Below are 24834 nucleotides of genomic sequence, written 5' to 3' on the forward strand. Positions count from 1 at the left end.
TCGTATATGGGATACAGCAAACAAGGAATTTTCTCCCTGATAGCGAATATTTTACTCTCAGCTTTTGTCCCGAGGTGAAAAAGTTCTCCCGGGAGCTAACCCCGATCATTGGAGAAGACAAAACAGGAGAGGCGACACATGAACCTCTTAGGGATGACCAGACTATTACTCCTTTTCTTTGTACCATGGTCAGTTTCCTTTTCCTTTCCAACCCATTCCACCACCATCAGTTCCCACACGGGCTATCAAAACCGGGTGGCCGTACTCATGTACCACCACATCAGCGAAACCGACCGGGGTCCGGCGGTAATCACTCCCCGTTTATTCCAGGAACACCTGGACATCTTGCAAAGGAAAGGATACCAGGTTATCTCCGCGGAAAAACTGTCCCGGTTCCTGTCCGGAAAGGATACTATCCCGCCAAAGGCAGTGGTGATTACCTTTGATGACGGGTATGAGTCCTTTTATACTTACGCCTACCCGGAATTAAAAAAAAGAAAAATGCCGGCTACCTGCTTTGTTATTGTAAAAAAAGTGGGTGACCCGACGGAAAAAATACCCAAGCTCACCTGGGAACAAATGCGCGAAATGCAGGCCCACGGCATGAGTTTTTACCCCCATTCCTATGACAGCCACTACCAGGCCAGGTTTTCCCCGGGCCTGCCCGCCGCCCGGCATATACGACCGGCCCTGTCGGGACCCATCTGGCTCAGCAAGTTAAACCGCCGGGAAACAGAAGCAGAATATGAAGCCCGGGTGAAGGCAGATCTGCTCAAGGCCAAAGAGGTAATGGAAAGGGAGCTGGGTCGACCTGTAGACCAGTTTTGCTGGCCTTATGGAGCAGACAGTCCCACCGCCGCCAGGATTGCCCGCTCCCTGGGCTATAAATACCTCTATTATATCCGCAAGGGTTTGAACGACCCCCGCATCACCGATGGTTCTATCAGGCGCATCAATGCGGGCAGCCCGGATATCACTCCTGAAATTCTGATCCGCAATATCGAAAAGTATTCTTTGCTCACTTCGGCCCAACAGTGGTGTCTGGCCTTTGCGCCCCTTCACCCGGCTCTGTTTAATCCAACTTTTGTAGCCCTCCACACGCTTTGAAATCAGGTAAGCTCCTTAAAGGAAACGGAGAAAAACCCCGGGTAGTACGCCCGGGGTTAATTGCTAAACCGCCACCTCCTGGATGGGGATCAGGTCCATGACATCCCCCTCTCTGATCGAAACAAGCGCTTCCAGGATGGCCCGGGCGGTATCCAGGGAGGTCAGGCAGGGGACGCCGTGTTCCACCGCTGCCCGGCGAATGCGGAAACCGTCCCGCTCCGGGGCCCTGCCCCGGGTGAGGGTGTTGATGACCAGGTGGATCTTCCCTGCCCGGATGAGATCCACGATATGGGGGGAGCCTTCCCGCACCTTGTTTACCCGCTCCACCTCCAGGCCATTTTCCTGCAAAAAGGCCGCTGTCCCGGCGGTGGCGCAAATATTGTATCCCAGACGGGCCAGACCCCTTAAAAGGGGCAGGGCCTCTTTTTTATCCTTGTCGGCAATGGTGGCCAGGATGGTGCCGTTCCGGGGGATGTTGTAGCCGGCCGCCACCAGGGCCTTGTATAACGCCGCCGGGTAACTACTGTCCACCCCCATGACCTCGCCGGTGGACTTCATTTCCGGCCCCAGGGAGATATCTACCTGGAGCAGTTTGGCAAAACTGAATACGGGAGCCTTGACTCCGAAATAACGGCCTTCCGGGTAGAGGCCGCCGTCATAACCCAGGTTCTTTAATTTGCGCCCCAGGATAACTTTCGTAGCCAGACTGACCATGGGAATGCCGGTGATTTTGCTCATGTAGGGCACCGTGCGGCTGGCCCGCGGGTTGACTTCCAGCACGTAAACCTGTCCGTTGTAGAGCACGTACTGGATGTTGATCATTCCCCGCACATTTAAAGCCCGCGCCAGACGGGTGGTATAGTCCACCAGCTGGTTCTTTACTTCTGGAGCGATCTTGTTGGCCGGGTAAACGGCTATGCTATCCCCGGAATGAACGCCGGCCCGCTCGATATGCTTCATGATCCCCGGAATCAGCACCGTCTCCCCGTCGGCTATGGCATCTACTTCCAGCTCCTCGCCCTGCAGGTACTTATCCACCAGCACCGGGTGCTCGGGGGTGACCCTAACCGCATTGGCCATGTAGTTGAGCAGTTCTTCATGATTATAGACAATCTCCATGGCCCGTCCACCCAGAACATAGGAGGGCCTGACCAGCACGGGAAACCCAATTTCCCGAGCTATGTTTACTGCCTCGTCTACGGAAAAAGCCGCCCTCCCCGGCGGTTTGGGGATACCCAGTCCCACGAGTAGTTGATCGAAACGCTCCCGGTCTTCCGCCCGGTCGATATCCTCCACCGCCGTACCTAAAATGGGTATGCCGGCTTTGGCCAGGGGAACGGCCAGGTTAATGGCCGTCTGACCACCAAACTGGACAATTACCCCCTCGGGGCGTTCCTTCCTCAGAATGTTCAAGACGTCTTCCAAAACAAGGGGCTCAAAGTAGAGCCGGTCGGCAGTATCAAAGTCTGTACTGACCGTCTCCGGGTTATTGTTTATGATAATTGCCTTAACACCTTCTTCCCGCAGGGCCCACACCGAGTGCACTGAGCAGTAGTCGAACTCGATACCCTGCCCGATACGAATGGGCCCCGAGCCCAGGACCACCACTTTGCGTACAGCGGTGTTTTGCGCTTCGTCCTCATGATCGTAACAGGAATAGTAGTAAGGGGTAACGGCCTCAAATTCTGCCGCACAGGTATCCACCATTTTATAAACGGGCTTGATTCCGCAATCTTCCCGCAGGGCCCGTATTTTGGCCTCGTCCTGGCCGGTAATTTGGGCCAGATAGGCGTCGGCAAAGCCCATTTCCTTGGCCCGGCGCAAAAGGTCCGGCGTTAAGGCCGCCGGTCCCTGGCGGCGAATCTTCTGCTCCAGCTGCACAATGTTTTGGATCTTGTCCAGGAAAAAGCGGTCAATGCCCGTTAAGGCCCGAACCCTGTCCACAAGCATCCCCCGGCGTAAAGCTTCGGCCACCACAAACAGGCGCATATCTTCGGCCCGGGACAGCTTGGTTTCAATCTCTTCATCGCTCAACTGTTCCATCTCCGGGACCAAAAGACCCGCCAGGCCGATTTCCAGGGAGCGTACCGCCTTTAACAGGGCGCCTTCCAGGGTCCGGTCTATGGCCATAACTTCCCCGGTGGCCTTCATCTGGGTGCCCAGGGTGCGGTCGGCCAGGGCAAATTTGTCAAAGGGCCAGCGGGGGAATTTCAACACCACGTAGTCTATGGAAGGTTCAAAGCAGGCATAGGTTTTACCCGTAACCGCGTTTTTAATCTCATCCAGGGTCAACCCCACGGCAACCTTGCTGGACACCTTGGCGATGGGATAACCGGTGGCCTTGGAGGCCAGAGCCGAAGAACGGGACACCCGGGGGTTGACCTCAATTACATAATATTTGTAGCTGTTGGGATCCAGGGCAAACTGCACATTGCAGCCCCCCTCAACCCCCAAAGCCCGAATGATGTTCAGGGAGGCGGTGCGCAGCATCTGGAATTCCTTGTCACTCAAAGTTTGCACGGGAGCAACCACAATGCTGTCCCCGGTATGAATGCCCATGGGGTCGATATTTTCCATGCTGCAGATGATGATGCAGTTGTCGGCGCTGTCCCGCATCACCTCAAACTCGATTTCCTTCCAACCCACCAGGCCCCTTTCCACGAGCACCTGGTGAATAATGCTGGCCTTTAAACCACGGGTGACGGTAGCCTTCAGTTCATCCATGTCATAGACCATGCCCCCGCCGGTACCCCCCAGAGTGTAGGCAGGGCGAACCACCAGGGGAAAGCCGATTTCCCGGGCAAAGGCCACCGCTTCATCAACGCTGCTGACAATGGTGCTCTCAGGAATGGGCTCGCCAATGCGTTCCATGGTGAGCTTAAATTCTTCCCGGTCTTCGGCCCGGCGGATGGCTTCCAGGGGCGTACCCAAAAGCTGTACCCCCTCGGCCTCCAGCACCCCGGTGTTCGCCAGTTGCAGGGCCATGTTCAGTCCCACTTGGCCGCCCAGGCTGGGCAAAAGGCCGTCCGGTTTTTCCTTGCGGATGACCCGGGCAACAAACTCAGGCGTTAAAGGTTCGATATATACCCGGTCGGCCATGTTGGCATCGGTCATGATCGTGGCCGGGTTGCTGTTTACCAGCACCACTTCCAGCCCTTCTTCCCGTAAAGCGCGGCAGGCCTGGGTACCGGCGTAGTCAAATTCCGCCGCCTGGCCGATGACAATGGGCCCGGAGCCAATGACCATTACCTTGCGCAGTCCCTTTTTCAACGGCATGTTATCACTTCCTCCGCTGCATTAAGTCAATAAACTGGTCGAACAGATAAGCTGATTCCCGCGGGCCCGGGGAGGCCTCGGGGTGGTACTGTACCGAGAAAAGCGGCAGGTGCTTGTGCCGGATGCCCTCCACCGTACCGTCGTTCAGGTTCCGGTGGCAGACTTCCACGGGTAAACCGGCCAGGGAATCGGCATCCACCGCAAACCCGTGGTTCTGGGAGGTGATGTACACCTTGCCCGTAGCCAGGTCCTTTACCGGGTGGTTGGCCCCCCGGTGACCAAATTTCATCTTATAAGTTTTGGCCCCCAGGGCCAGGGCAATCACCTGGTGGCCCAGGCAAATGCCAAACATGGGGCGCTTTCCGATCAGTTCCCTGGTGGTCCGGATGGCGTAGGGAACATCCACCGGGTCGCCGGGACCGTTGGATAGCAGGATGCCGTCGGGATGCAAGGCTAGAATTTCCCGAGCCGTAGTAGTAGGAGGCACCACCACTACCTCGCAATCCCGCTCCCGCAGGTGCCGGATTATATTCAGTTTGGAACCCAGGTCTATCAAGACTACCCGGTACCCTTTACCCTCCAGGGTATAGATTTCCTTTGTGGCCACCTCGGGCACCAGCTCCTGCCCGGTCAGGTGGGGGCATTGTTTGGCCTTTTCCACCAGGAGGGCGGGATCGTTGCATTCGGTGCTCAAGACACCCCGCATGGTCCCCTGGTTGCGCAGGTGGCAGGTTAAGGCGCGGGTATCGATACCGGAAATGCCCACCACCCCTTCCCGGGCCAGGAAGTCGGACAGGCGGTAGCTCGCCCGCCAGTTGCTGGGCCGGTCGCACTCCTCCCGCACCACAAAGCCCCGCACATAGGACTTTTTCGCTTCGAAATCCTCCCGGTTGATGCCGTAGTTGCCAATCAAGGGATAGGTCATCACCACAATCTGGCCGCAGTAGGAAGGGTCGGTGAGGATTTCCTGGTAGCCGGTCATGGCGGTGTTAAAGACCACCTCTCCCCATCTTTCCCCCCTGGCCCCAAAGGCCCGGCCGGTAAACACGGTTCCGTCTTCGAGAGCTAGTATGGCCTGCATCATCGTAACACCTCGCATTCTGGTGGTTATATGAGAGTATCCAGTGCCGGTCGTGCCCCGTTCAGGATATCATCGCCAGGTTGCGGTTGTAAACTACCTGCCCTTTGACGATGGTGGCCACGGGGAGGCCCTGTAAACGTCTACCGGCAAAAGGAGTGTTCCGTCCCTTGCTGGCAAAGGTAGCCGGATCAACTACTTCGGTCAGCTCGGGATCGATGATGGTTATATCGGCATCTCCCCCCACTTTAAGCACGCCTTCCTGGAGGCCCAGGATGCGGGCGGGGTTCACCGTCAGTTTGCGGATGGCCTCCACCGGGCTTAAAACACCCGGTATTACCAGCTCAGTCCACACCAGTCCCAGGGCGGTTTCCAGGCCCACCAGGCCAAAGGGAGCCTGCTGGTATTCCACGTCCTTTTCCTCCAACGTATGGGGGGCGTGGTCGGTGGCAATGACGTCAATGGTGCCGTCGGCCAGGGCTTCTTTCAACGCCGCCACATCCTCCTCAGTACGCAGGGGAGGGTTGACCTTGGTGCTGGTATCATAATCAGCCACCGCCCGGTCGGTAAGAGTGAAATGATGGGGAGTAACCTCGGCCGTCACCGGCACTCCCCGGGCCTTGGCCTCGCGGATCAGGCGCACTGAACCGGCGGTGCTGACGTGGGCGATGTGCAGGGGGCAACCGGTGTACTCGGATAGAATTATATCCCGGGCGACCATAATTTCTTCGGCCGCAGCCGGGATGCCCGGCAGTCCCAAAACGGTAGATATGTAGCCTTCATGCATCACACCGCCGGCAGACAAAGTTGGTTCCTCGCAGTGGGAAATAACGGGTAGTCCCACCATCCGGGCATACTGCATGGCCCGACGCATCACCGCTGCACTGGCCACCGACCGGCCGTCATCGGAGAGGGCCACCGCGCCGGCCTCTTTCAAATCGGCCATTTCCGTTAGCTCTTCACCCCGGCTACCCCGTGTAAGGGCTCCGATGGGGTAAACTTTGACCAGGCCCGCTTCCTTTGCCCTGGCCTTGATGTAAGAAATAACCGCCCGGTTATCAGCTACCGGATCAGTATTGGGCATACAGGCCACAGCGGTAAAACCCCCCCGGGCCGCCGCCCGGCTACCCGAAGCAATGGTCTCCTTGGCCTCAAAGCCCGGTTCCCGGAAATGAACATGCATGTCGATTAACCCTGGGGCAACCAGTTTGCCGGCAACATCCATTACGGCACCTTCTCCCGGTTCCAGGCCGGGACCGACGGCGGCAATTTCCCCTTCCACAATCAAAATGTCAGCGGCAAACATTTTCCCGGCCTGGGGGTCAATCACCCGGCCACCTTTGATCAGCAGTTTATGCATCCGGTATCCCCCCTCCACCCAGCAGGTACAGTAGAGCCATGCGCACGGCCACCCCATTGGTAACCTGTTCGTTGATCACCGAGTTAATTCCGTCGGCCACCTCCGGGGATATTTCCACCCCCCGGTTCATTGGCCCGGGGTGCATAACCAGAGCACCGGGACGGGCCAGGGCCAGTCTTTCCCGGTTGAGGCCGAATAAACGGGCGTATTCTCTGATGCTGGGAAAAAGGCCCTGCTGCTGCCTTTCCAGCTGGATGCGCAGCATCATCACCACATCGGCGCCGTCCAGGGCCTCCTCTATACGCGTACACACCTGTACACCGGTGGCTTCTATCTCGGGAGGGATCATGGTAGCGGGACCACAGATACGCACCCGGGCGCCCATTTTGGTAAAACCCCAGATGTTTGAGCGGGCCACCCGGCTGTGTAAAACGTCCCCGATAATGGCCACGTTGAGCCCCGCAAGCTCTCCCTTTTTCTCCCGCACGGTAAACATGTCCAGGAGGGCCTGGGTGGGATGCTCGTGGGCACCATCGCCGGCGTTAATTACCGCCGCCCGGATGGTGCGGGCCAACAGGTTTGGCGCTCCGGCCATGGGGTGGCGCAGGATGACCACGTCGGCGCCCATGGCCGCCAGCGTCCGGGCGGTGTCCTTCAGGGTTTCTCCCTTGACCACGCTGCTGGTAGCGGTGGAAATGTTCACGCTATCGGCACTTAAATACTTGGCGGCCAGCTCAAAGGAGGTACGGGTGCGGGTGCTGGGTTCGTAAAACAACGTCACCACCGTCCGCCCCCTTAAGGCAGGCACCTTTTTAATGGCGCGCCCCAGGATCTCCTTCATGGGCACGGCCGTGTCAAGGATCAGCTTGATTTCTTCCGCCGACAGGTTTTGCAGGCCGAGAAGGTCCTTGCGCTTCCAGTTCATCATGCCAAGCCTCCGCATCTCCTAAAAATAAAGCCCCGCCCGGTATCAGTCCCGGAACGAGGCCGGCAAGCGCTGGGCGTGCCCTCCTTGCCGGCCTCTCTGGACCGTTGCTTAAAAGACGGCACCGGAGCATTTAATCCTTTTCTAAAATGAGCACCCTTTCATCACCGTCGGTTTCCTGCAACCGCACCGCGACCACTTCCCGCCGGGAAGTGGGAACATTTTTCCCCACGTAATCGGCCCGGATGGGCAGTTCCCGATGGCCCCGGTCAACGAGGACCGCCAGTTGAATCACCTGGGGCCGGCCCAGGTCCATAATGGCATCCAGGGCCGACCGGATGGTGCGCCCGGTATATATTACATCATCCACCAGCACAATTTTTTTATCCGAAACAGGAAATGGTACTTCCGTACGGTGCACCAGCGGTTGCTGGGCCAGGGTGGTCAGGTCATCCCGGTACAGGGTGATGTCCAGGGTACCCACCGGGACGGTGCTGCCTTCAATTTCCCGGATCTTTGCCGCCAGCCTTTCCGCCAGGGGCACCCCCCTCCGGTGGATGCCGATCAGGGCCAGACCGTCCGTTCCCTTATTGCGCTCAATAATTTCGTGGGCTATCCGGGTCAGTGCCCGCCGGATACCTTCTTTATCCAGGATCTGGGCCTTATGTTTCATTACCCTTCCCCCTCATGCCCATAAAAATGCCTGCTTGCCACCGGCAAGCAGGCATAGTCAACGCTTTAATCCTACGTCCTATGTTCCTTGCCGGCCTCACGGGACCGACTTCAAGGGCTTTTATTTTCATTCCCTAAAAGAATACAAAAATCCACGCCAAATGTCAAGTGATGAACGTACGCTTTTGTGATCCGTCTGTGATATTGTCAGGGTAAAATCCGTCAGTGAAAACTGCTACATCCGGTTAATGCCGATAAAAATCAGGGCGACCCCCAGCAGGATAATGGCCATGCTGGAAGGGGAAACTTTACCCGCCAGGCCCACCAGTCCCAGGCTGGTAGTCGTAAGCAGTACCGTTGGACCCACCAGGGCCAAAAGACTATTTATTTTAAAAGCCGTTTCCACCCGGTTAAAGTACAGCATTAACATGGCCGCGCTAAATTCAACGGATGAAGAGAGCAGCCGCAAAAGAGCCATACCTAAAACGATGCGGTCCAGGAACAGAAACATAAAATCCCTCCTGCCGGTTTTTACTAAAATTTCATATGCCCCGCGGCATAGATAAATGCATAGGCGAGGTTGGAGACAGGGAAAACTTTTGGCGAAAGGATGGGATAGCCGATGAAGCCGCAAAAAAGCACCCTGGTGCTGGCTGCCTTAAGTGGGGTGCCCTTTATTATGGTTTTGGGCAATTCCATGCTCATCCCGGTACTGCCCGCCATCAAGGAAGCACTGCACCTCACCCAGTTTAAGGTCAGCCTGTTGATCACCCTCTTTTCCATCCCTGCCGGAATTATCATTCCGCTGGCCGGTTTTTTGTCCGACCGCTTTGGCCGCAAAAAAGTAATTGCGCCGGCGCTAATCCTTTACGGTCTGGGCGGTATAGTGGCCGGCCTGGCGGCTATTTTATTGAAAAGCCTGGCTTATCCGGCCATTCTCGGGGGACGCATTTTGCAGGGCATTGGCGCGGCCGGGACTGCACCCATTGCCATGGCCCTTACCGGGGACCTTTTCACCGGTAAGCAGCGGGGCACTGCTCTGGGCATCATCGAAGCCGCCAACGGTCTGGGCAAGGTGGTAAGCCCCATTTTAGGGGCCTTGTTGGGCCTCATCACCTGGTATGCCACATTTCTTTTTTTTCCCCTGGTGGTTATTCCAGTGGTACTGGGGCTATGGTTCCTGGTCAAAGAGCCGGAAGGCAACCGGCAGGCACAAAGTGTAAACCAGTATCTGAAATCCATCGCCCGGATTTTTGAGAAAAAATCCGCCATGCTGCTTACTTCTTTTCTTGGTGGGGCCGTAGCATTACTTATTCTTTTCGGGGTGTTATTTTTTCTATCCGAACACCTGGAAACGGTTTTCCGGCTAAACGGAGTGCGCAAAGGCGGAGCGTTGGCCATACCGGTTTTATTTATGAGTACAACTTCTTACCTCACCGGCCGGATAATCAAAAAGCGCCTGGCATTAATGAAATGGCTGGTGGTGGGAGGTCTGGCCTTGATTGGCGGGGCTTTAACCATGATAGGTTTTTATCGCACAACCTATCTATTTTTTATCGCCATTTCCCTGGCCGGCATCGGTACCGGCCTGACCCTTCCCTGCCTGAACACCATTATTACTAGCTCCACAGCCACGGAAAGGCGGGGTCTGGTCACCTCCCTGTATGGCGGTGTACGGTTTATGGGTGTAGCCCTGGGCCCTCCCCTTTTCGGCCTGTTAATGGGCTACGGCCTGCCCCTCATGTTTTGGAGCACGGCAGCCCTGGCGGGGGTTACTGCCCTGCTGGCCGCCTTTTTAATCCGGGTGAAAGACATGAAAGCCCCCACCACGCCGGAAGAAATAAATCGCCCCGCCCCTTATACCCCCCAGCCGGCTTTCGGACTGGCCGCGCGCAAGCCCTGGAATCCCCCGGATGAACAGGGACTATGACCTCTGGTGGCTACTATTCCCAGTTTTACCAGGGTAACCTTTCCCTCCCCGCGGTAATATTTCTATGAATGGCTAACTTTTGCGGAAGGCCCGGGAAGGGGGTGTCCGACAAAGCGCCTGCAAAAACAGGTGCATTGCCATTCCGCGAAAGGAGCTTGAGAGCATGAGCGAACAGGAGGGTACCCGGACATGGCAGGCATTCCTAAGCTTTCCCCTGGGTAAGAGACTGGAAAAACCGCGGCAGCAGGGCTTGACCATGATCATTGACAAGGGCCTGGGCCTGGTGGAAACAAAGGATATCTTGCATGTATGCGGCCAATACATTGATTTTTTTAAGCTGGGATTCGGTACTCCCGCTTTATATGCTCCGGAGGTGTTAGAGGAAAAAGTTCATCTCGTCAAGTCCTTCGGCATAGATATCTACCCCGGGGGAACATTCTTTGAGGTGGCCATACTGCAGGAAAAAATTGAGGAGTACCTGTACCTGGCCAAGACCATTGGCTTTACAGCCATCGAAGTATCCGACGGCACAATCACCCTGCTCCCCGAGATCAGGGAAAAAGCCATTGCCCGGGCCGCCGATCTGGGTTTCAAGGTATTAACGGAAGTTGGCAAAAAAAATGGGGAACACCACTCAGTCCAACATTTAGTAGAGCAGATCCACCGGGATCTCCAACACGGGGCTTACCGGGTCATTCTGGAAGGCCGGGAGTCAGGTGTCAACGTGGGTCTTTATGATGACCAGGGGCGGTTCATCCAGGAGGAACTGGAGGAACTGCTTTGCGGCATCGGCGATCCCCGCGTGCTAATCTGGGAAGCGCCGCGCAAGAACCAGCAGGAAGAATTGATCCTGCGCTTTGGCCCCAACGTCAACCTGGGCAATATCCCTCCCCACGAAGTCCTGGCCCTGGAAGCCCTGCGGGTTGGTCTCCGGGCCGACACCCTCAAAACCACGTTATAACGTATATTATTTAGATAACCAGCTAATTTACAAGGGCTCCAAACGGGCATCCCCGGGCTGTTCCGGGAAACGCGCAGGACGGGTAAGAAGCAAAGCGCCTTTAAGGCGGCTTTGCTTCTTACTGGTAATATTGCCCATGGCTCGTACATATTTTAAACCAAAGAAACTTAGAGAAGGGGAAGGCCATGCCCGGAGTCACCCTATTGGTCGCGTTGTTGTTGATCGGCATTGTCGCTCGCTCCAATCTTATTGCCATGGCAGCCTGTGTCTTGCTCATCATCAAGCTCGCCAACCTGAATTTTATCTTTTCCCTGCTGGAAAAGCGCGGTTTGGAGCTGGGCCTGTTGTTTCTTTTACTCTCCATCCTGGTACCCGTAGCTACGGGCAAGATCAGCGAGCGGGAAATGCTTTACAACCTTACCTCCCTGCCCGGGTTGCTGGCTCTATTTGGCGGGGCACTGGCCACCCATCTCAATGGGGAGGGATTGAAGCTCCTGCAATTGCAGCCGGAAATTATCTTTGGCCTGATGATTGGATCGATCTTTGGCATTGTCTTTTTAGGCGGGGTGCCTGTAGGTCCCCTTATGGCTGCCGGTATTACCGCCCTTTTCATAGAGCTGGTTGCCTGGTTAAAGCACTAGCCCTGACGCAACCGGGCAAGGATATCCGTTAGTTCCCCGGGCAATGGGGCGGTAAACTCCAGATATTCTCCCCGCCTGGGGTGGTAAAAGCCCAGCGTTGCCGCGTGCAAAAACTGGCCCTGCAGGCCGAAGTGAGGCCGGGCTGGCCCGTATTTTAAATCACCCACCAGGGGATGTCCCAGGTGGGCCATATGGACCCGAATCTGGTGAGTCCGGCCGGTTTCCAGCTTTAGCTCTAGCAAAGTGTACTGGCCGAAACGCTCCAGGACCGCATAATGGGTTACGGCGTGGCGTCCACCCCGGCTTACTACGGCCATGCGCTGCCGGTCCCGGGGGTGGCGGCCAATGGGAGCATCCACCGTACCCCTGTCCTCTTTGAAGTTGCCATGGGCCATGGCAATGTAACGCCTGGTGACCCGGCGGTCTTTCAGTTGCCGGGCCAGTTCCAGGTGGGCAAAATCGTTTTTAGCCACCATAATCAGACCAGACGTATCTTTATCCAGCCGGTGTACGATACCGGGTCGCATTACTCCGTTCACCCCGGACAGGTCCCGGCAATGATATAAAAGGGCGTTTACCAGGGTTCCACTGTAGTTCCCTTCCGCCGGGTGCACCACCATACCGCGGGGTTTATTTACCACCACCACATCACCATCTTCATAATAGATGTCCAGGGGAATGTTTTCCGGAACCACTTCCAGTTCCCGGGGCAACGGTATTTTTAGCACCACCTCATCCCCCGGCTTCACCCGGTAACTGGAGCGCACGTGCTCACCGTTTACTGTTACCTGCTGCTCGGTTATTAATCTCTGGATATGAGAACGGGAAATATCCGGATTTTCTTTAACCAAAAAAACATCCAGGCGTTCCCCAGCATTTTCCTCCTTCACCCGATGACAACTAATTTTTTGCACCGGGCCCCACCCTTTCAGGTCCCCTTTCCCGGTCCTCCCGCCAGAACGCAAAGACCAGCAAAAAGGCGCCGATAACTATGGCCGTATCCGCCAGATTAAAAACCGGCCATATCCGAAAGTCCAGAAAATCCACCACCAGCCCGAAACGGACCCGATCTATGAGGTTGCCCAGGGCACCCCCCATGACCAATCCCAGGGATAAACGAAGCATGTGCCGCCCGGGGGAAAGACGCAGCGCGGCAACCAGCGCCCCGAACACGACAAGCAGGGTGACCGCGATAAAAAAGCCGGTGCGGTAGGCAAATAGACCAAAGGCCGCCCCCGGATTGCGTATGTACGTTAAATGAAAAATGTGCGGTATTACCGGAATGGATTGACCCTCCCACATCAGGCGCTGAACCAGTTCCTTGGAAGCCTGATCCAACACAAGAGTAACCAGGGCGGTTAACCAGAAAAGCAACGTTTCTCCCCCTTTACAATCTATATCTATAGCCCATGTCGGGCCTTTTAAACATTTAATCACAGGGCCTTAACCCGCTCGGCCAGGCACTTCCCCCCCTGTGCCCCAGCATATAATACCATGAAAACGGGTTGGGGGGCAAAACCCAGCCTTATTTCCATTAATGCAAACACCAGGCACCCAGGGCAGCAAGGGGCAACCGCCAAAGTGTAGCCGCAACGGCACCCTGACATTTACTCCCGTTACAACCCTCCAAAACGGGAAAGGGGGTTTCCGGACGGAACGGCCTGGCAAAACTTAACTAATTCAAAGGAGGATCAAAGCGATTTTTCGCGAATTTTCAGTATATAGGGATATACGTCAAGAGGGAGTGGTTGCATGCTTAAGGTGGTTAAAAACAGTCCCACTCCCCGGGAAATAACCCGGGAGCAGTTCCTTTTCCGCTCAATTGAAGCAGCACTGTTCCAGCACCCGGCCGTAAAAGATGCAGCCGTGGATTTGGTATGGGACAAAAAAGGCCGGCAGCTACTGGTGGCTTATGTGGTACCGTCTACCCCTGAACTGTCACCGACCGCGCTCAAGAATTTTATCTGCCGCAACCCGGAAATCCCCTGGAACGAGCAGCCCAGGCGCTATCTTCTGGTGCCTGCCATCCCCCGCACTCCCAGCGGCAAATTGCAGCGGCAAAAGTTAATTAATTACTATCTCCAGGCTATTGACTCGAGCAATAGAAAAAAACTTTTTAGTTCAAAATAAAAATGGGGTGAAAAAGAGCATGAACTTTTCCTTTGGAGACCTGTTGTGGATTTTTTTTATTCTATTGGCCTTTTTACCCGCCTCCCGGCAATACCGCCTGGAAACCATGCGGCTGCGCCTGATCCGGAGCCTGGAAAAAAAGAGGGGTAGTCGGGTAATCACCTTGATACACCGCCAGGAGTCGCTTAGTTTATTAGGTTTTCCCATATCCCGCTACATAAATGTGGAAGATTCGGAGGCAGTTCTGCGCGCCATTCGCCTGACCCCGGACGACATGCCCATCGACTTAGTCCTGCATACGCCGGGCGGATTGGTGCTGGCGGCAGAACAAATTGCCCGGGCGCTGCAAAAGCATAAAGCCAAAGTGACGGTATTTGTCCCCCACTATGCCATGAGCGGAGGGACCATGATTGCCCTAGCTGCCGATGAGATTATGATGGACGAAAACGCCGTTCTCGGTCCGGTGGACCCGCAACTGGGCGATATGCCGGCGGCATCCATTCTGGAAGCGGTACAGATCAAAGGCCGGGAACGGGTGGATGACCGCACCCTGATGCTGGCCGACATTGCTTCCAAGGCCCTGAATCAGGTAGAGGCATTTGTTTACCGTTTGCTGGTGGAAAAAATGTCCCCAGAAAAAGCCCGCCAGATCAGCCACCTGCTTACCAGCGGCCAATGGACACACGATTACCCCCTTAGCTGTGAGCAGCTGCGGGAACTGGGCTTCCCGGTTTGCGCCGAGCTACCGCCGGAAATCTATGCCCTGATGGACCTTTATCCCCAGCCGGCCCAGCGCCGCCCATCTGTACAATATATCCCCTTGCCCTATACCCGGGAGAATCAGGGCAACGACCGGTAGTTACTCTTCTTATAACTCCCTGCCCCCAGCAAGAAGTTTATCAAACCTTCCAACACTTACCATAGCCGGTATCTCCCGGCTTATTTTTCTTTTAGCGCAGGTACAACAGCCACAGGTAAAGGGTGGAGATGATGATGGACATAATCATCAATGGAAAAGCAGACCTTAATAAAATCCACAAAGGTCATAAGGGTACCCCTTTTCTCAGCCATACCGGCCACCACCACACTGGCCGAAGCGCCAATGAGGATGCCGTTTCCTCTCAGGCAGGCCCCCAGTCGGTACGGTGTATTTTTTAGGAAATAATTAAACCGTAACTGAGCAGGAACACACTGATGGACAAAATAACCTTCAAGTTCCAGATCAACAGCACTGCCCCCGCTTACCGTTAGTGTAACCTCCAAATCCCAGATGAACGTCCGGGATTAGCTTGGCCTGCCAATGTAGAAACCTTGCCGGCTAAAACTAAGTGGTTTGTAGCAGCCCCAAAGGGGATAAAAAGACCCGGCGGGGCCGGGTGGAATAATCATTGCAACGGGTTTTCCGGCCTTATTTCCGGAGGACCCTCTTGCCAGAAGAGCTGCAAGCGTTCATCCTTCCCGCTCCCCTGGAGCAGGGAAAAATTCAGCAACCCCTCACCCACTTCTCGGGACAACGGGGGACCGTAGGCCAAACGGTAAAGATCGGCCAGTTCGGCCACCAGGGGAAAACGGGGGTTGGTGGTGGTGGTCTGATCGGCAAAGGCCCGGTCGGCCATTTCGGTGATTTTGCGCTCATATACTGAACGTTCAATACCCAGATCAGCCACGGTGAGGGGCATATCCAGTTCCCTTAACAGTTGGAAGATAGCTCCAATGAGGCTCCTCACTCCCTCTTCCACCGTACCTGCGGGCAAATCCAGCAGGCGGGCCAGCTGCCAGTATTTTTCCGGAGCGTGGAAGTACTCGTACTGGGGAAAAGAAACAAATTTGGTCGGCCGGCTGGCATTGTAAGCCACCACGTAGGGTAAAAGGACGGCATTGGCGCGGCCGTGGGGAATGTGAAAAGCAGCCCCCAGCTGGTGGGCCATGGCGTGATTAATGCCTAAAAAGGCATTGGTAAAGGCCATACCGGCAATACAGGAGGCGTTGTGCATTTTTTCCCGGGCCTTGTGGTCCTGGGCGCTCCGGTAAGACCGGGGGAGGTATTGGAAAACCAGTTCCACGGCCTTGGCCGCCATGGCATCGGTGTAATCCGAGGCCATTACCGAAACATAGGCTTCGAGGGCGTGGGTAAGCACATCCATACCCGTGTCGGCCGCCACCTTGCTGGGCATGGTGCGGGCAAAATCCGGGTCAATAATGGCCACGTCGGGTGTGAGTTCGTAGTCGGCCAGGGGATATTTCACCTGCTCGCCCTTGTTGGTAATGACGGCAAAGGCAGTTACTTCCGAACCTGTGCCACTGGTAGTGGGTATGGCCACCAGTTGCGCCTTACGCCCCAGTTTGGGGTACTTGTAAGTGCGCTTGCGAATATCCATAAATTTGAGTTTGAGAAACTCAAATTCTACTTCCGGGTGTTCGTAAAAAAGCCACATGGCCTTGGCGGCGTCAATGACTGAACCCCCTCCTACGGCAATAATGGTATCGGGACGGAACTGATTCATCACCGCACAGCCCCGGCGTACCGTTTCCACCGAGGGATCGGGTTCTACCTCGTAGAAGATCTCGGTAACCACCCTGTTATTACGGTGGTTAAGGTGATAAAGCACCTTGTCCACAAAACCCAGGCGCTTAATCTCCGGATCGGTTACGATAAAGCCCCTCTTAACTCCGGGGAGTTTGCGCAAATATTGTATGGAACCGGGTTCAAAATAGACCCGTTCGGGAACCCGAAACCATTGTAATTTCGCCCGGCGCTTGGCCACCCGCTTAATGTTGATCAGGTTTTCCACACTGACATTGGAGGTGGTGGAATTGCTGCCCATGGAACCGCACCCCAGGGTAAAGGAAGGCACGTTCACGTTGTATATATCCCCGATGGCACCGTGGGTAGCCGGCGAATTGACAATAATCCGCCCGGTACGAATGCGGCGGGAGAACTCTTCAATGGCTTTTTGATCTTCGGAATGAATGACCGCCGTATGACCCAGTCCGCCAAATTCCACCACTTTTTCACATAATTCTACTCCTTGGGCAAAACCTTCCACGATGTAACAGGATAGAATGGGGCTTAACTTTTCCATGGACAGGGGGTATTCCGGCCCCACCCCGGCCAGGCGGACTACCAGGACCCTTGTGTTCGGCGGCACGGAAAAACCGGCCATCTCCGCAATCCTCCGGGCCGATTGCCCGGCCACCCGGGGATTCAAAGTGCAACTCCCCTGTTCCACGGCTACGGCTTCCAGCAGGCGGGTTTCCTCTTCATTCAGGAAATAGCAGCCATTTTCCTTCATCAGGGTAATAACCTGGTCGGCCACTTCCCGGTCAATGATGACACTTTGTTCGGAAGCACAAATTAAACCGTTGTCAAAGGTCTTGCTCATGATCAGATCGGTTACCGCCCGCCTCAAATTAGCGCTTTTTTCAATGTAGCAGGGCACGTTTCCCGGCCCCACGCCCAGGGCCGGCTTCCCGGTACTGTAGGCCGCCCGTACCAGCCCGGCCCCGCCGGTAGCAACAATTAAGGCCACGCCGGGGTGCCGCATTAAATAGCCCGTGGTGTCGTAGTTGGGGTTTTCCAGCCAGGATATGCAGTTTTCGGGGGCCCCGACAGCTACCGCTGCTTCCAGCAAGATCTTCGCCGCCGCAGCGCTGCACTGCTGGGCTCCTGGATGGAAGCTAAAGATCACCGGGTTCCGGGTTTTAGCGCAAATCAGGCATTTAAACATGGTGGTGGAAGTGGGATTGGTTACGGGCACCACGGCAGCCACCACTCCCACGGGCTCGGCCACTTCCAGGTACCCCTCTTCCTCGTTATCTTTTATGATACCCACGGTTTTGGCGTATTTAATGCTGTGATAAACCGCCTCCGTGGCAAAAATGTTTTTGATCGCCTTGTCTTCATAAACACCACGGCCCGTTTCTTCCACGGCCATGCGGGCCAGTTCCATATGTTTGTCCAGCCCGGCCAGGGCCATATTGAGCACAATGCGGTCCACCGCCTCCTGATCCAGGCGGGCAAATTCCCGGGCCGCCTGGTTGGCCCTTTCCACCAGGGCGTCAATTTCAGGAAAATTTCCCTGCTCACCCACTTGCGGACACCTCCCCTCTCATTATTTCCAGTAAAAGAGGGAATATGCCCGCCCAGGCGGGCTAAAATAAAACTTCAAAAGAGAGGGGATGCTCCCAGATGACCTGCCCGCTCTGCAACGGTATTTATACCGGCCGGCATATTTGCACCTGCGGAACTGCCATGGAGGATACCGGACCGGTGAACGATTATTATGGGCCCTACAGCCCTTACTTTAACCTGTCCTTTGAGGCGTCCGCCTGCGTGCATCTCTTTTCCTGCCCGGCTTGCGGCCGGGAACGGCACGTGGCCGTACCCGTCGACAATGGGGACTAAAAAGTTAATTTCCCCCTGCTGGGCTATCTGGAACAGGCTCTGGAAGAGGATACAGTTTTATACGTTAAACAGGTAACCAGTGTAGGTAGAAAAATTTTTACCCATTGTGGTTTTGCCCGGGATTGTAGAATTATTTAAAATGTTAAATCAAAGTATCGTATATTCAAAGAAAGAATTACCTTGACACCACCCGTGCTCACAAAAGATGTGTGGAGCCAGGTGTCCACGGGCATAATGGAGACGCCAAGACTAGAAAGCAGGATTATGCTGTTATTGTTCTCGGTATTCTGTTGCTGATAGCAGCTAAGATTTTCGCTTAAATGTTTTTAAGGTATTGTTAGTTCGCCAGGACAGGGGGGAAATCCCTGTCCTGAACCAGTTTTTGGATTCGTGGAATAACACCTAGCCAGTCTTGGTAACGGTAATTTCCCAGGTGCCCGAACCTGTCTTTTTGATCTCACAGGGGTACCCAACATTTTTTGCCCAAAGCGGGATGTTTTCCGTGGCCGAGACGCAGTCGGTCACCACCCGCAGTACATCGCCCACCTTCAGTTCTTGCATTTTTTTCTGTGCCTTAATGAGGGGAAATGGACAAGCAAGCCCCAGAGCATCTAAATCGATCACCGCCATTGTTTTACCTCTCCTTTCCTTAATATCCTAGGAAAAGTACTTCCAAAGCAGCCAGCTACCCAGGCCAGCCCCCAGCCCTACAAAGGCAAGGAACACCCACCCGGAAAGGCTTTGCGAGGGAAGGAGACCAAAGTAGGCCCCCAAATTACAAGTACCAGCTATACGCCCCCCGTAACCCATTAAAAAACCACCCAGGATAGCAGCCAGAAGCTGCTTGCGAGAAGCTATCTTGCGTAGCCGGAACTCCGAAGCCGAAAGGGCGGCCAGCAGAGAACCGGCCACCACGCCTAAAGTAAGAAGGCTACCAGCGTCCCGCCAGAACCCTCCCGCCAGGGCTTTGGCCTGACTTCCCCGAAAGAAACTCCAGGAAGCAGGTTCAAGACCAAGATATTCCCCTACCCATGCTCCCCAATAAAGCAGAGAAGTTTGTACTCCAACCGTTTTACCAAAGGCAAAATACAAGCACGCTAGCAAACCTAGGATACTCCCGCCTAGCCAGATAGGCCAGGGCTTCTCTAGAGCTCTCCATAAACTACTACGCTTGGTGGACATTGCGGCTCAACACCTCCCGCACCTTACGCCAGTGAACCAGTAAGTAAATAAACACGAGCAGGCCCAGCTGGAGCAAAAGCGCTAGTCCCCATCCCAGGGCCTTGGGGAAGAATACTTTCACTGCTCCCGGGAAAGCAGCTTCCCACCAATCGATGGTACGCGCCCCACCTAAAGCCCCGATTATAAAGCAAATGAATACTACTAGGTGAGATAACGACCCTTCACCCAGCCGTACCAGCATGCCTGAGGCGCAGCCGCTGGCCAGAACCATCCCCACGCCAAAGAGGAAGGCGCCAATGGCTACGTAACCACCGGCGGGAGAAACCTTCAATGGGACTTCTTTACCGGCCAGGAAAGCACTGTACTGGAGGGCAAAAAAACCAATGCTGGCAACCAGTAAGATATACCACAGGCCCCGAAATTGTGCAGCATCACGCAGTAGCCACAGGTCCCGGAAGGCCGACGCCAGACAAAGTCTTGAGCGCTGCAGCACAAACCCCAGGATCAGACCCACCAACCAGGAAACAGCTAAGAGCGAGGATTGCGATTTAAGCGCAAGGCCAAATACTATGACGCCAGCGAAAACAGAGATAGCCCAGGGCCATTGCTTCCTGGATGGTTCTTTGGGCATAAAAAAAGTCCCTCCTTTCCTGTTGATCATGGGCAAGATGAAAAAACGAGTTCGCTTTTTATGTATAAATCCCTTCTATGGGGTCGATAAAATATTTATAACCTGAATCCCGGGAGAATTAAAAATGTTTATAACCATAAATTCTTAGCTGGCTTGAACAAAACAAAAAAGTCTTCATTGAAACTCACGTTTGTATATCCTGCAGGGGAAAATTCAAGTAACGGTACTCGCCGTAAAAGCGGTAAAGTTGTCGGCAGCCAGGAGGGTTCGTTTACCGTTCGGAGCGAAGGTCTGGTTTATTGGCTGCGTCTTCTTTCCGGTACAAATGACCCGGTTTACGGGGGACTCGCGGTGATAATTGCGCTTTTCGCCGGAGTAGCAATTGGGATGGTTTTTAGCTGGATTGACTGCATACTCGGAAAAGGAGCGACCGGTGGCGTCGAAACGCATGCACATTAAACTTCTCGGGGTACCGGCTGCTAAAAGGTGTGCGGCAAGGGGTGGTAAGGACCTCGAGAGATCGCTTTGTTGCATAACAGCCTCCTTTGCGAAAAAGAATAATAAAAACAGTACCAAGGAGGCTGTTATCAATGTTTTATCATCGAAAAAACGAATTTTTATATCCATTGAGGGTAGCAGGTCCAGACCCAAAGTTTGCCAGCATGTTGATGGAACAGTTGGCGGGTCAAAACGGCGAGTTGGCTGCCGGGATGCAGTATATCATTCAGGGTCTTAAATGTAAAAATGCAAAGATAAAGGATCTCCTTTTAGACATTGGTACTGAGGAATTGAACCACATGGAAATGGTAGCTCATATGATAGGGCTCCTTGTAGGGGAACAAACCAGCACTGCTTCGCCTGAGGAGTTTGCCTTCCAACTCCTCGGTGGAGGTGGACCTTTGTGGATCAATTCCATGGGTTCACCCTTCTCCAGCACTTATGTTGACGCTGTTGGTGATATAGCTGCTGACCTGCAATCCAATATTGCGGCTGAATTCCGGGCCAAGGCTGTATACGAACGACTGTATCGCCAGACTAAAGACCCGGCAGTTCAGGATTTTCTCAAGTTCCTAATTAGCCGGGAAGAAGCTCATGCCAATTTGTTCCGTCAAGCATTGGATGAGGTTCAGGGCCAGGGTGTCCTGAAGGACTTTGTTGATACCAGCTACTCCAGGCAATATTACGATCTTTCACAACCAGGACAATCCTACCGGCTTACTTGATCATCTTATGGATCTTTGCAGAAGGAACATTACGGTTTAGACAGCCGCTGGGGGAATTTCACGACCTTTAATTGCTGGTATAATTTCATCGGGTGGGTTTTTTCTCCTCTCTTTACATGTAACTGCCGGGTGGGTAGGAGGGAAGGAATGCCCACCCTTTCTAATGCGGGCAACCGTGGGGTCCGCCGCCACGGGTGGTCTGGAGCAGGTTTCTTCGTACCATGCAGAGGTTTGGGCTGAGATTTGGATTGCCCTTGTTCCTGCTCTGTATTTGCATCTTTGATAGCTACGTCTGCCGTATGAGATGGTGGAACTGTTGGAAGCCTCACACTCTTCTTTCAAGCAAATAATCCGCTTTGTCGCATACTGACTTGGGCACAGCATGGCCAGGCTTACGGCCGCGGTTTTTGTGAGCCAGGAACGCCACACCCTCTTTTTGCATGCCTCCTTTAAGGCGTTTTACCTGACGTTCACTGAGACCGAGAAGCTGTGCTGCCTGTCGGACTGTTAATTTACCGCTAAGAACCTGCTCCATAACGAACACCCGTTTTACTTCCTTTGCACTCAAGAAAATGTCTCCTCTCTCCATGGTGACATTTTCTCAGACCGCTTACAGGGTGACAATATCACAGTCCGACGACACAAAAATTAATTTCCCCCTTGACAGACACAAAGAGGGCCAGCTAAAATATACCTAAAAGTTAACCAGTTAAGTATACTTTAAGAATGAGGGGCAATGGATGAGGCTTAATCAGGCTACAGATTACGCTTTACGGGCAGTGCTTTACCTGGCCCAATTACCTCCCGGAGAGGTGGTAGAGGCACAGGCTATCGCCACGCAGGAATGCATACCCATGCGTTTCTTGCTGAAGATTTTACGCCTGCTTACCAAGGCGGGCATCGTAGATTCCTACCGCGGCGTGGGTGGAGGCTACGCCCTGGCCCGGCCGCCCGCGGAAATCACCCTGTTGGACGTGTTGGTGGCCGTGGAGGGACCGGTACAAATAAACCGTTGCCTGGTGGACGCAGAATTTTGCAGCAAGCAGGGGCCACCCCACTGTCCCGTGCACCGGGCCCTGTCATCCATTCAAGAAACCCTCATCCGGGAATTTAAGCGCTATAATTTTGCCCAGCTTGCCGGCAAAATTCCCCCGTAACCGGGGCAAAATAGGGTAAAAATCAAAGATGGAGGTATCGGTGTTGGGGGATTATCATGTGACCCTTTACGTATCGCCCCACTGTAACGATTGCCGGAAGGCAAGGCAGTTTGCGGATGACTTAGGAAAGCGCTCTATGAAAGGGATGGGGTTTTATTTCCAGGCCCCATTCTTTTTTTGCGCTAGAGCCTTCCATTAGCTTTGTGTAGAAATGACTTTAAATCCGCCCAGGATTCCAGTAGCCCGTCGGGTTGATAACGTTCCAATTCCTCCCGGGGGGTTATACCCCAGGTGACGCCCAGGGTTACCGTTCCGGCCGCCCGGCCGGCCTGGATATCAAAATGACTGTCTCCCACATAGACGGTCCGGTGCGGTTGGGCATGAAGTATTTCCATGGCTTTGAGGATTGGATCGGGCAGAGGCTTATGCTTCTCCACGTCATGGGCCGTAATCATTACATCAATATAGCGGTCCAGGCCGGTAAAGTTAACAGTCCGCCACGCACCTGTTTTTCCTTTGGACGTGACGATACCTAACTGGATGCCCTTAGTACGCAAGCTCTGGAGCATTTCCAGCGTACCTGGAAAAAGCCGCGTATAAAGGTCGTGATCACGGTGGTAGTGGTACTGATAACGCTGGATAAACTCTTCCGCCCTTTCCCCAGCAAAATGCCGCGCAATATCCACGATGGGACGACCAATCCAGCGCATGACATCTTCACTGCCCCAGGGAATGCCCATTTCGGTAAACACCCGCCGGTAGGTATGTTTAATCAGGGGTAAGGAGTCGGCCAGGGTGCCGTCCAGATCAAATAAAGCCACCTGTAAGCACATGTTTCATTCCTGCCTTTCCTTCAACATTATAGCATAACCGCCGGTTGATAAGCAGGTGTTTTTTACTCTACGGCGAATTTCAAAACCCAAAGGAGGGTTTAATTGTGACTATCAGCAAAAAAATTGCCGGATTTCTTTCCCAAGCCTCTTGGATCCGCAAAATGTTTGAAGAAGGAGAGCGGTTGCGCGCCATTTACGGTGCCGACAAGGTGTATGATTTTACCCTGGGCAATCCCGACGTGGAACCTCCGGCGGCCTTTAAAGAGGAATTACGTAAACTGGCCGCAAACCCCATCCCGGGTATGCACCGGTACATGAGCAACGCCGGCTACGAGGAAACCCGCCGGGCTGTTGCCGAAGTGCTGGCCGAAGACACGGGACTGCCCTTCAGCGCCCGGCATGTGGTGATGACGGTGGGTGCCGGAGGGGGATTAAACGTAGTATTAAAAACCCTGCTGGATCAGGGGGACGAGGTTATTGTACTCACCCCTTATTTCGTCGAGTACCGCTTTTATGCGGATAACCACGGCGGAGTAATTAAAGAGGTGCCCACGGGCCCCGACTTTCAGCCGGATTTGACGGCCCTGGAAAAAGCCATTACCCCCGCGACAAAGGCAGTGATCATCAATTCACCCAATAACCCAACGGGGGTAATATACGGGGCCGGGTGCCTGGCGGAACTGGGAAAGCTTCTGGATAAAAAAGGGGAAGAACTGGGCACTACCATTTATTTAATTTCCGATGAACCCTACGCCAAAATAGTTTACGATGGCATAGAAGTACCCAGCGTCTTTCAGTTCACCCGGAACAGCATCGTGATCACCTCCCACAGCAAGGACCTGGCCCTGCCAGGCGAGCGCATTGGTTATATTGCCGTTCACCCGGAGATTGACGAAAGCGACCTGCTGCTGGAAGGGCTGGTTTTCTGCAACCGCACCCTGGGATTTGTCAATGCCCCCGCGCTGATGCAACGGCTGGTGGCCAAATTGCAGCGGGAAAAGGTGGATATTGCCGCTTACCAGGAAAAGCGTGACCTGTTGTATAATCACCTGGTTTCCCTGGGCTTTGAGGTGGTCAAACCCCAGGGGGCCTTTTACCTGTTCCCCCGCTCCCCCCTGCCTGACGACCTGGAATTTGCCCGGTTGGCTCAAAAATATAATATCCTGGTGGTACCTGGAAGCGGTTTTGGTTTGCCGGGATACTTCCGCATCTCCTATTGTATAAGCAAACAAATCATCCTCAATTCTTTGCCCGCCTGGACAAAACTGGCCCAGGAACTCGGCCTCAAGTAAACCAGGGGGCGTACAAGACCTGCATTAAATA

The 24834-nt window shown here is 54.3% G+C and carries 25 protein-coding genes and 1 pseudogene; 11 read left to right on the forward strand and 15 right to left on the reverse strand.

All coding sequences use genetic code 11. From position 1 onward, the window contains the following. Positions 1-138 precede the first annotated feature (138 nt). Positions 139-1107, forward strand: coding sequence for a polysaccharide deacetylase family protein (locus D7024_RS10350; protein WP_121451736.1), 969 nt, complete (start codon positions 139-141; stop codon positions 1105-1107). Between the two features lie 63 nt (positions 1108-1170). Here D7024_RS10350 and carB read toward each other — a convergent pair whose 3' ends face one another. The 6 genes from carB to D7024_RS10380 all read right to left on the reverse strand — a co-directional run bounded on the left by carB (position 1171) and on the right by D7024_RS10380 (position 8929). Beyond that, complete coding sequence (gene carB / locus D7024_RS10355; protein ID WP_121451737.1) at positions 1171-4383, reverse strand: carbamoyl-phosphate synthase large subunit; 3213 nt, start codon at positions 4381-4383, stop codon at positions 1171-1173. A 4-nt stretch (positions 4384-4387) separates the two neighbouring features. Continuing rightward, positions 4388-5464 (reverse strand): glutamine-hydrolyzing carbamoyl-phosphate synthase small subunit, encoded by a 1077-nt coding sequence (gene carA / locus D7024_RS10360; protein ID WP_121451738.1) that lies wholly within the window; start codon positions 5462-5464, stop codon positions 4388-4390. A gap of 61 nt (positions 5465-5525) precedes the next feature. Continuing rightward, entirely contained in the window at positions 5526-6821 is a 1296-nt protein-coding gene (locus D7024_RS10365; RefSeq protein WP_121451739.1) for a dihydroorotase, read from the reverse strand. Continuing rightward, a complete protein-coding gene (locus D7024_RS10370) occupies positions 6814-7746 on the reverse strand; it encodes an aspartate carbamoyltransferase catalytic subunit (RefSeq protein ID WP_121451740.1) in 933 nt (310 codons plus the stop codon). Before D7024_RS10370 ends, D7024_RS10365 begins: the two co-directional genes overlap by 8 nt. A gap of 133 nt (positions 7747-7879) precedes the next feature. Continuing rightward, positions 7880-8419, reverse strand: coding sequence for a bifunctional pyr operon transcriptional regulator/uracil phosphoribosyltransferase PyrR (gene pyrR, locus D7024_RS10375; RefSeq protein ID WP_121451741.1), 540 nt, complete (start codon positions 8417-8419; stop codon positions 7880-7882). Positions 8420-8653: 234 nt separating this feature from the next. Continuing rightward, positions 8654-8929 (reverse strand): YqhV family protein, encoded by a 276-nt coding sequence (locus D7024_RS10380; RefSeq protein ID WP_121451742.1) that lies wholly within the window; start codon positions 8927-8929, stop codon positions 8654-8656. A gap of 111 nt (positions 8930-9040) precedes the next feature. Here D7024_RS10380 and D7024_RS10385 point away from each other — a divergent pair, with 111 nt between their 5' ends. The 3 genes from D7024_RS10385 to D7024_RS10395 all read left to right on the forward strand — a co-directional run bounded on the left by D7024_RS10385 (position 9041) and on the right by D7024_RS10395 (position 11950). Beyond that, positions 9041-10348 (forward strand): MFS transporter, encoded by a 1308-nt coding sequence (locus tag D7024_RS10385; RefSeq protein WP_121451743.1) that lies wholly within the window; start codon positions 9041-9043, stop codon positions 10346-10348. A 163-nt stretch (positions 10349-10511) separates the two neighbouring features. Continuing rightward, positions 10512-11309 carry a phosphosulfolactate synthase gene (comA, locus tag D7024_RS10390; RefSeq protein WP_121451744.1) on the forward strand — a complete coding sequence of 266 codons (798 nt, stop codon included), beginning with the start codon at positions 10512-10514 and terminating at the stop codon, positions 11307-11309. A gap of 185 nt (positions 11310-11494) precedes the next feature. Further along, positions 11495-11950: a DUF441 domain-containing protein gene (locus D7024_RS10395; RefSeq protein ID WP_121451745.1), complete on the forward strand. Its 456-nt coding sequence runs from the start codon at positions 11495-11497 to the stop codon at positions 11948-11950. Here D7024_RS10395 and D7024_RS10400 read toward each other — a convergent pair. Together D7024_RS10400 and lspA are read right to left on the reverse strand one after the other, a co-directional pair. Then, positions 11947-12864 carry an RluA family pseudouridine synthase gene (locus D7024_RS10400; protein ID WP_121451746.1) on the reverse strand — a complete coding sequence of 306 codons (918 nt, stop codon included), beginning with the start codon at positions 12862-12864 and terminating at the stop codon, positions 11947-11949. The two genes, D7024_RS10395 and D7024_RS10400, sit on opposite strands and share 4 nt — an antisense overlap. After that, positions 12851-13324, reverse strand: coding sequence for a signal peptidase II (gene lspA / locus D7024_RS10405; protein WP_121451747.1), 474 nt, complete (start codon positions 13322-13324; stop codon positions 12851-12853). Before lspA ends, D7024_RS10400 begins: the two co-directional genes overlap by 14 nt. 378 nt (positions 13325-13702) lie before the next feature. On the opposite strand from lspA, the gene D7024_RS10410 reads away from it, so the two are divergent. Further along, positions 13703-14080, forward strand: a complete 378-nt coding sequence (locus D7024_RS10410) for an AMP-binding enzyme (protein ID WP_121451748.1) — start codon at positions 13703-13705, stop codon at positions 14078-14080. A gap of 19 nt (positions 14081-14099) precedes the next feature. Beyond that, positions 14100-14939: an SDH family Clp fold serine proteinase gene (locus D7024_RS10415; RefSeq protein ID WP_121451749.1), complete on the forward strand. Its 840-nt coding sequence runs from the start codon at positions 14100-14102 to the stop codon at positions 14937-14939. A 91-nt stretch (positions 14940-15030) separates the two neighbouring features. Here D7024_RS10415 and D7024_RS15205 read toward each other — a convergent pair. Together D7024_RS15205 and adhE are read right to left on the reverse strand one after the other, a co-directional pair. After that, positions 15031-15217: pseudogene (locus tag D7024_RS15205) on the reverse strand (hypothetical protein); the annotation flags it as partial. Between the two features lie 248 nt (positions 15218-15465). After that, the gene (gene adhE / locus D7024_RS10425; protein ID WP_121451750.1) at positions 15466-18171 is read right to left on the reverse strand and encodes a bifunctional acetaldehyde-CoA/alcohol dehydrogenase; all 2706 of its coding nucleotides are present in this window, start codon (positions 18169-18171) and stop codon (positions 15466-15468) included. A 98-nt stretch (positions 18172-18269) separates the two neighbouring features. Between adhE and D7024_RS10430 the strand changes: the two genes are divergently transcribed. Further along, complete coding sequence (locus D7024_RS10430) at positions 18270-18485, forward strand: hypothetical protein (protein WP_121451751.1); 216 nt, start codon at positions 18270-18272, stop codon at positions 18483-18485. 402 nt (positions 18486-18887) lie between these two features. Here the strand turns inward: D7024_RS10430 and D7024_RS10435 are convergent, their stop codons facing one another. The 3 genes from D7024_RS10435 to D7024_RS15405 are packed head-to-tail and all read right to left on the reverse strand — an operon-like array spanning position 18888 to position 20298. Next, on the reverse strand, positions 18888-19115 hold the full coding sequence (locus D7024_RS10435) for a sulfurtransferase TusA family protein (RefSeq protein WP_121451752.1): 228 nt from the start codon (positions 19113-19115) through the stop codon (positions 18888-18890). Positions 19116-19142: 27 nt separating this feature from the next. Continuing rightward, entirely contained in the window at positions 19143-19667 is a 525-nt protein-coding gene (locus tag D7024_RS15400) for a YeeE/YedE thiosulfate transporter family protein (RefSeq protein WP_121451753.1), read from the reverse strand. Continuing rightward, positions 19651-20298, reverse strand: coding sequence for a YeeE/YedE thiosulfate transporter family protein (locus D7024_RS15405; protein ID WP_165859342.1), 648 nt, complete (start codon positions 20296-20298; stop codon positions 19651-19653). The genes D7024_RS15400 and D7024_RS15405 overlap by 17 nt, the downstream gene beginning before the upstream one ends. Before the next feature lie 177 nt (positions 20299-20475). On the opposite strand from D7024_RS15405, the gene D7024_RS15610 reads away from it, so the two are divergent. Then, positions 20476-20757: a TIGR02186 family protein gene (locus D7024_RS15610; protein ID WP_353961300.1), complete on the forward strand. Its 282-nt coding sequence runs from the start codon at positions 20476-20478 to the stop codon at positions 20755-20757. A 131-nt stretch (positions 20758-20888) separates the two neighbouring features. Further along, entirely contained in the window at positions 20889-21521 is a 633-nt protein-coding gene (locus D7024_RS10455; protein WP_121451756.1) for a manganese catalase family protein, read from the forward strand. A 325-nt stretch (positions 21522-21846) separates the two neighbouring features. On the opposite strand, the gene D7024_RS10460 is transcribed toward D7024_RS10455, so the two are convergent. Then, a complete protein-coding gene (locus tag D7024_RS10460) occupies positions 21847-22089 on the reverse strand; it encodes a helix-turn-helix domain-containing protein (RefSeq protein ID WP_207666922.1) in 243 nt (80 codons plus the stop codon). A gap of 172 nt (positions 22090-22261) precedes the next feature. Here D7024_RS10460 and D7024_RS10465 point away from each other — a divergent pair, with 172 nt between their 5' ends. Next, entirely contained in the window at positions 22262-22678 is a 417-nt protein-coding gene (locus D7024_RS10465; RefSeq protein WP_121451758.1) for an RrF2 family transcriptional regulator, read from the forward strand. A 182-nt stretch (positions 22679-22860) separates the two neighbouring features. Here the strand turns inward: D7024_RS10465 and D7024_RS10475 are convergent, their stop codons facing one another. Continuing rightward, positions 22861-23511 carry an HAD-IA family hydrolase gene (locus tag D7024_RS10475; RefSeq protein WP_121451759.1) on the reverse strand — a complete coding sequence of 217 codons (651 nt, stop codon included), beginning with the start codon at positions 23509-23511 and terminating at the stop codon, positions 22861-22863. 104 nt (positions 23512-23615) lie between these two features. Here D7024_RS10475 and D7024_RS10480 point away from each other — a divergent pair, with 104 nt between their 5' ends. Then, complete coding sequence (locus D7024_RS10480) at positions 23616-24803, forward strand: pyridoxal phosphate-dependent aminotransferase (protein WP_121451760.1); 1188 nt, start codon at positions 23616-23618, stop codon at positions 24801-24803. Positions 24804-24834: the final 31 nt, after the last annotated feature.

The sequence above is a fragment of the Desulfofundulus salinus genome (assembly GCF_003627965.1).
Taxonomy (GTDB): Bacteria; Bacillota; Desulfotomaculia; order Desulfotomaculales; family Desulfovirgulaceae; genus Desulfofundulus; species Desulfofundulus salinus.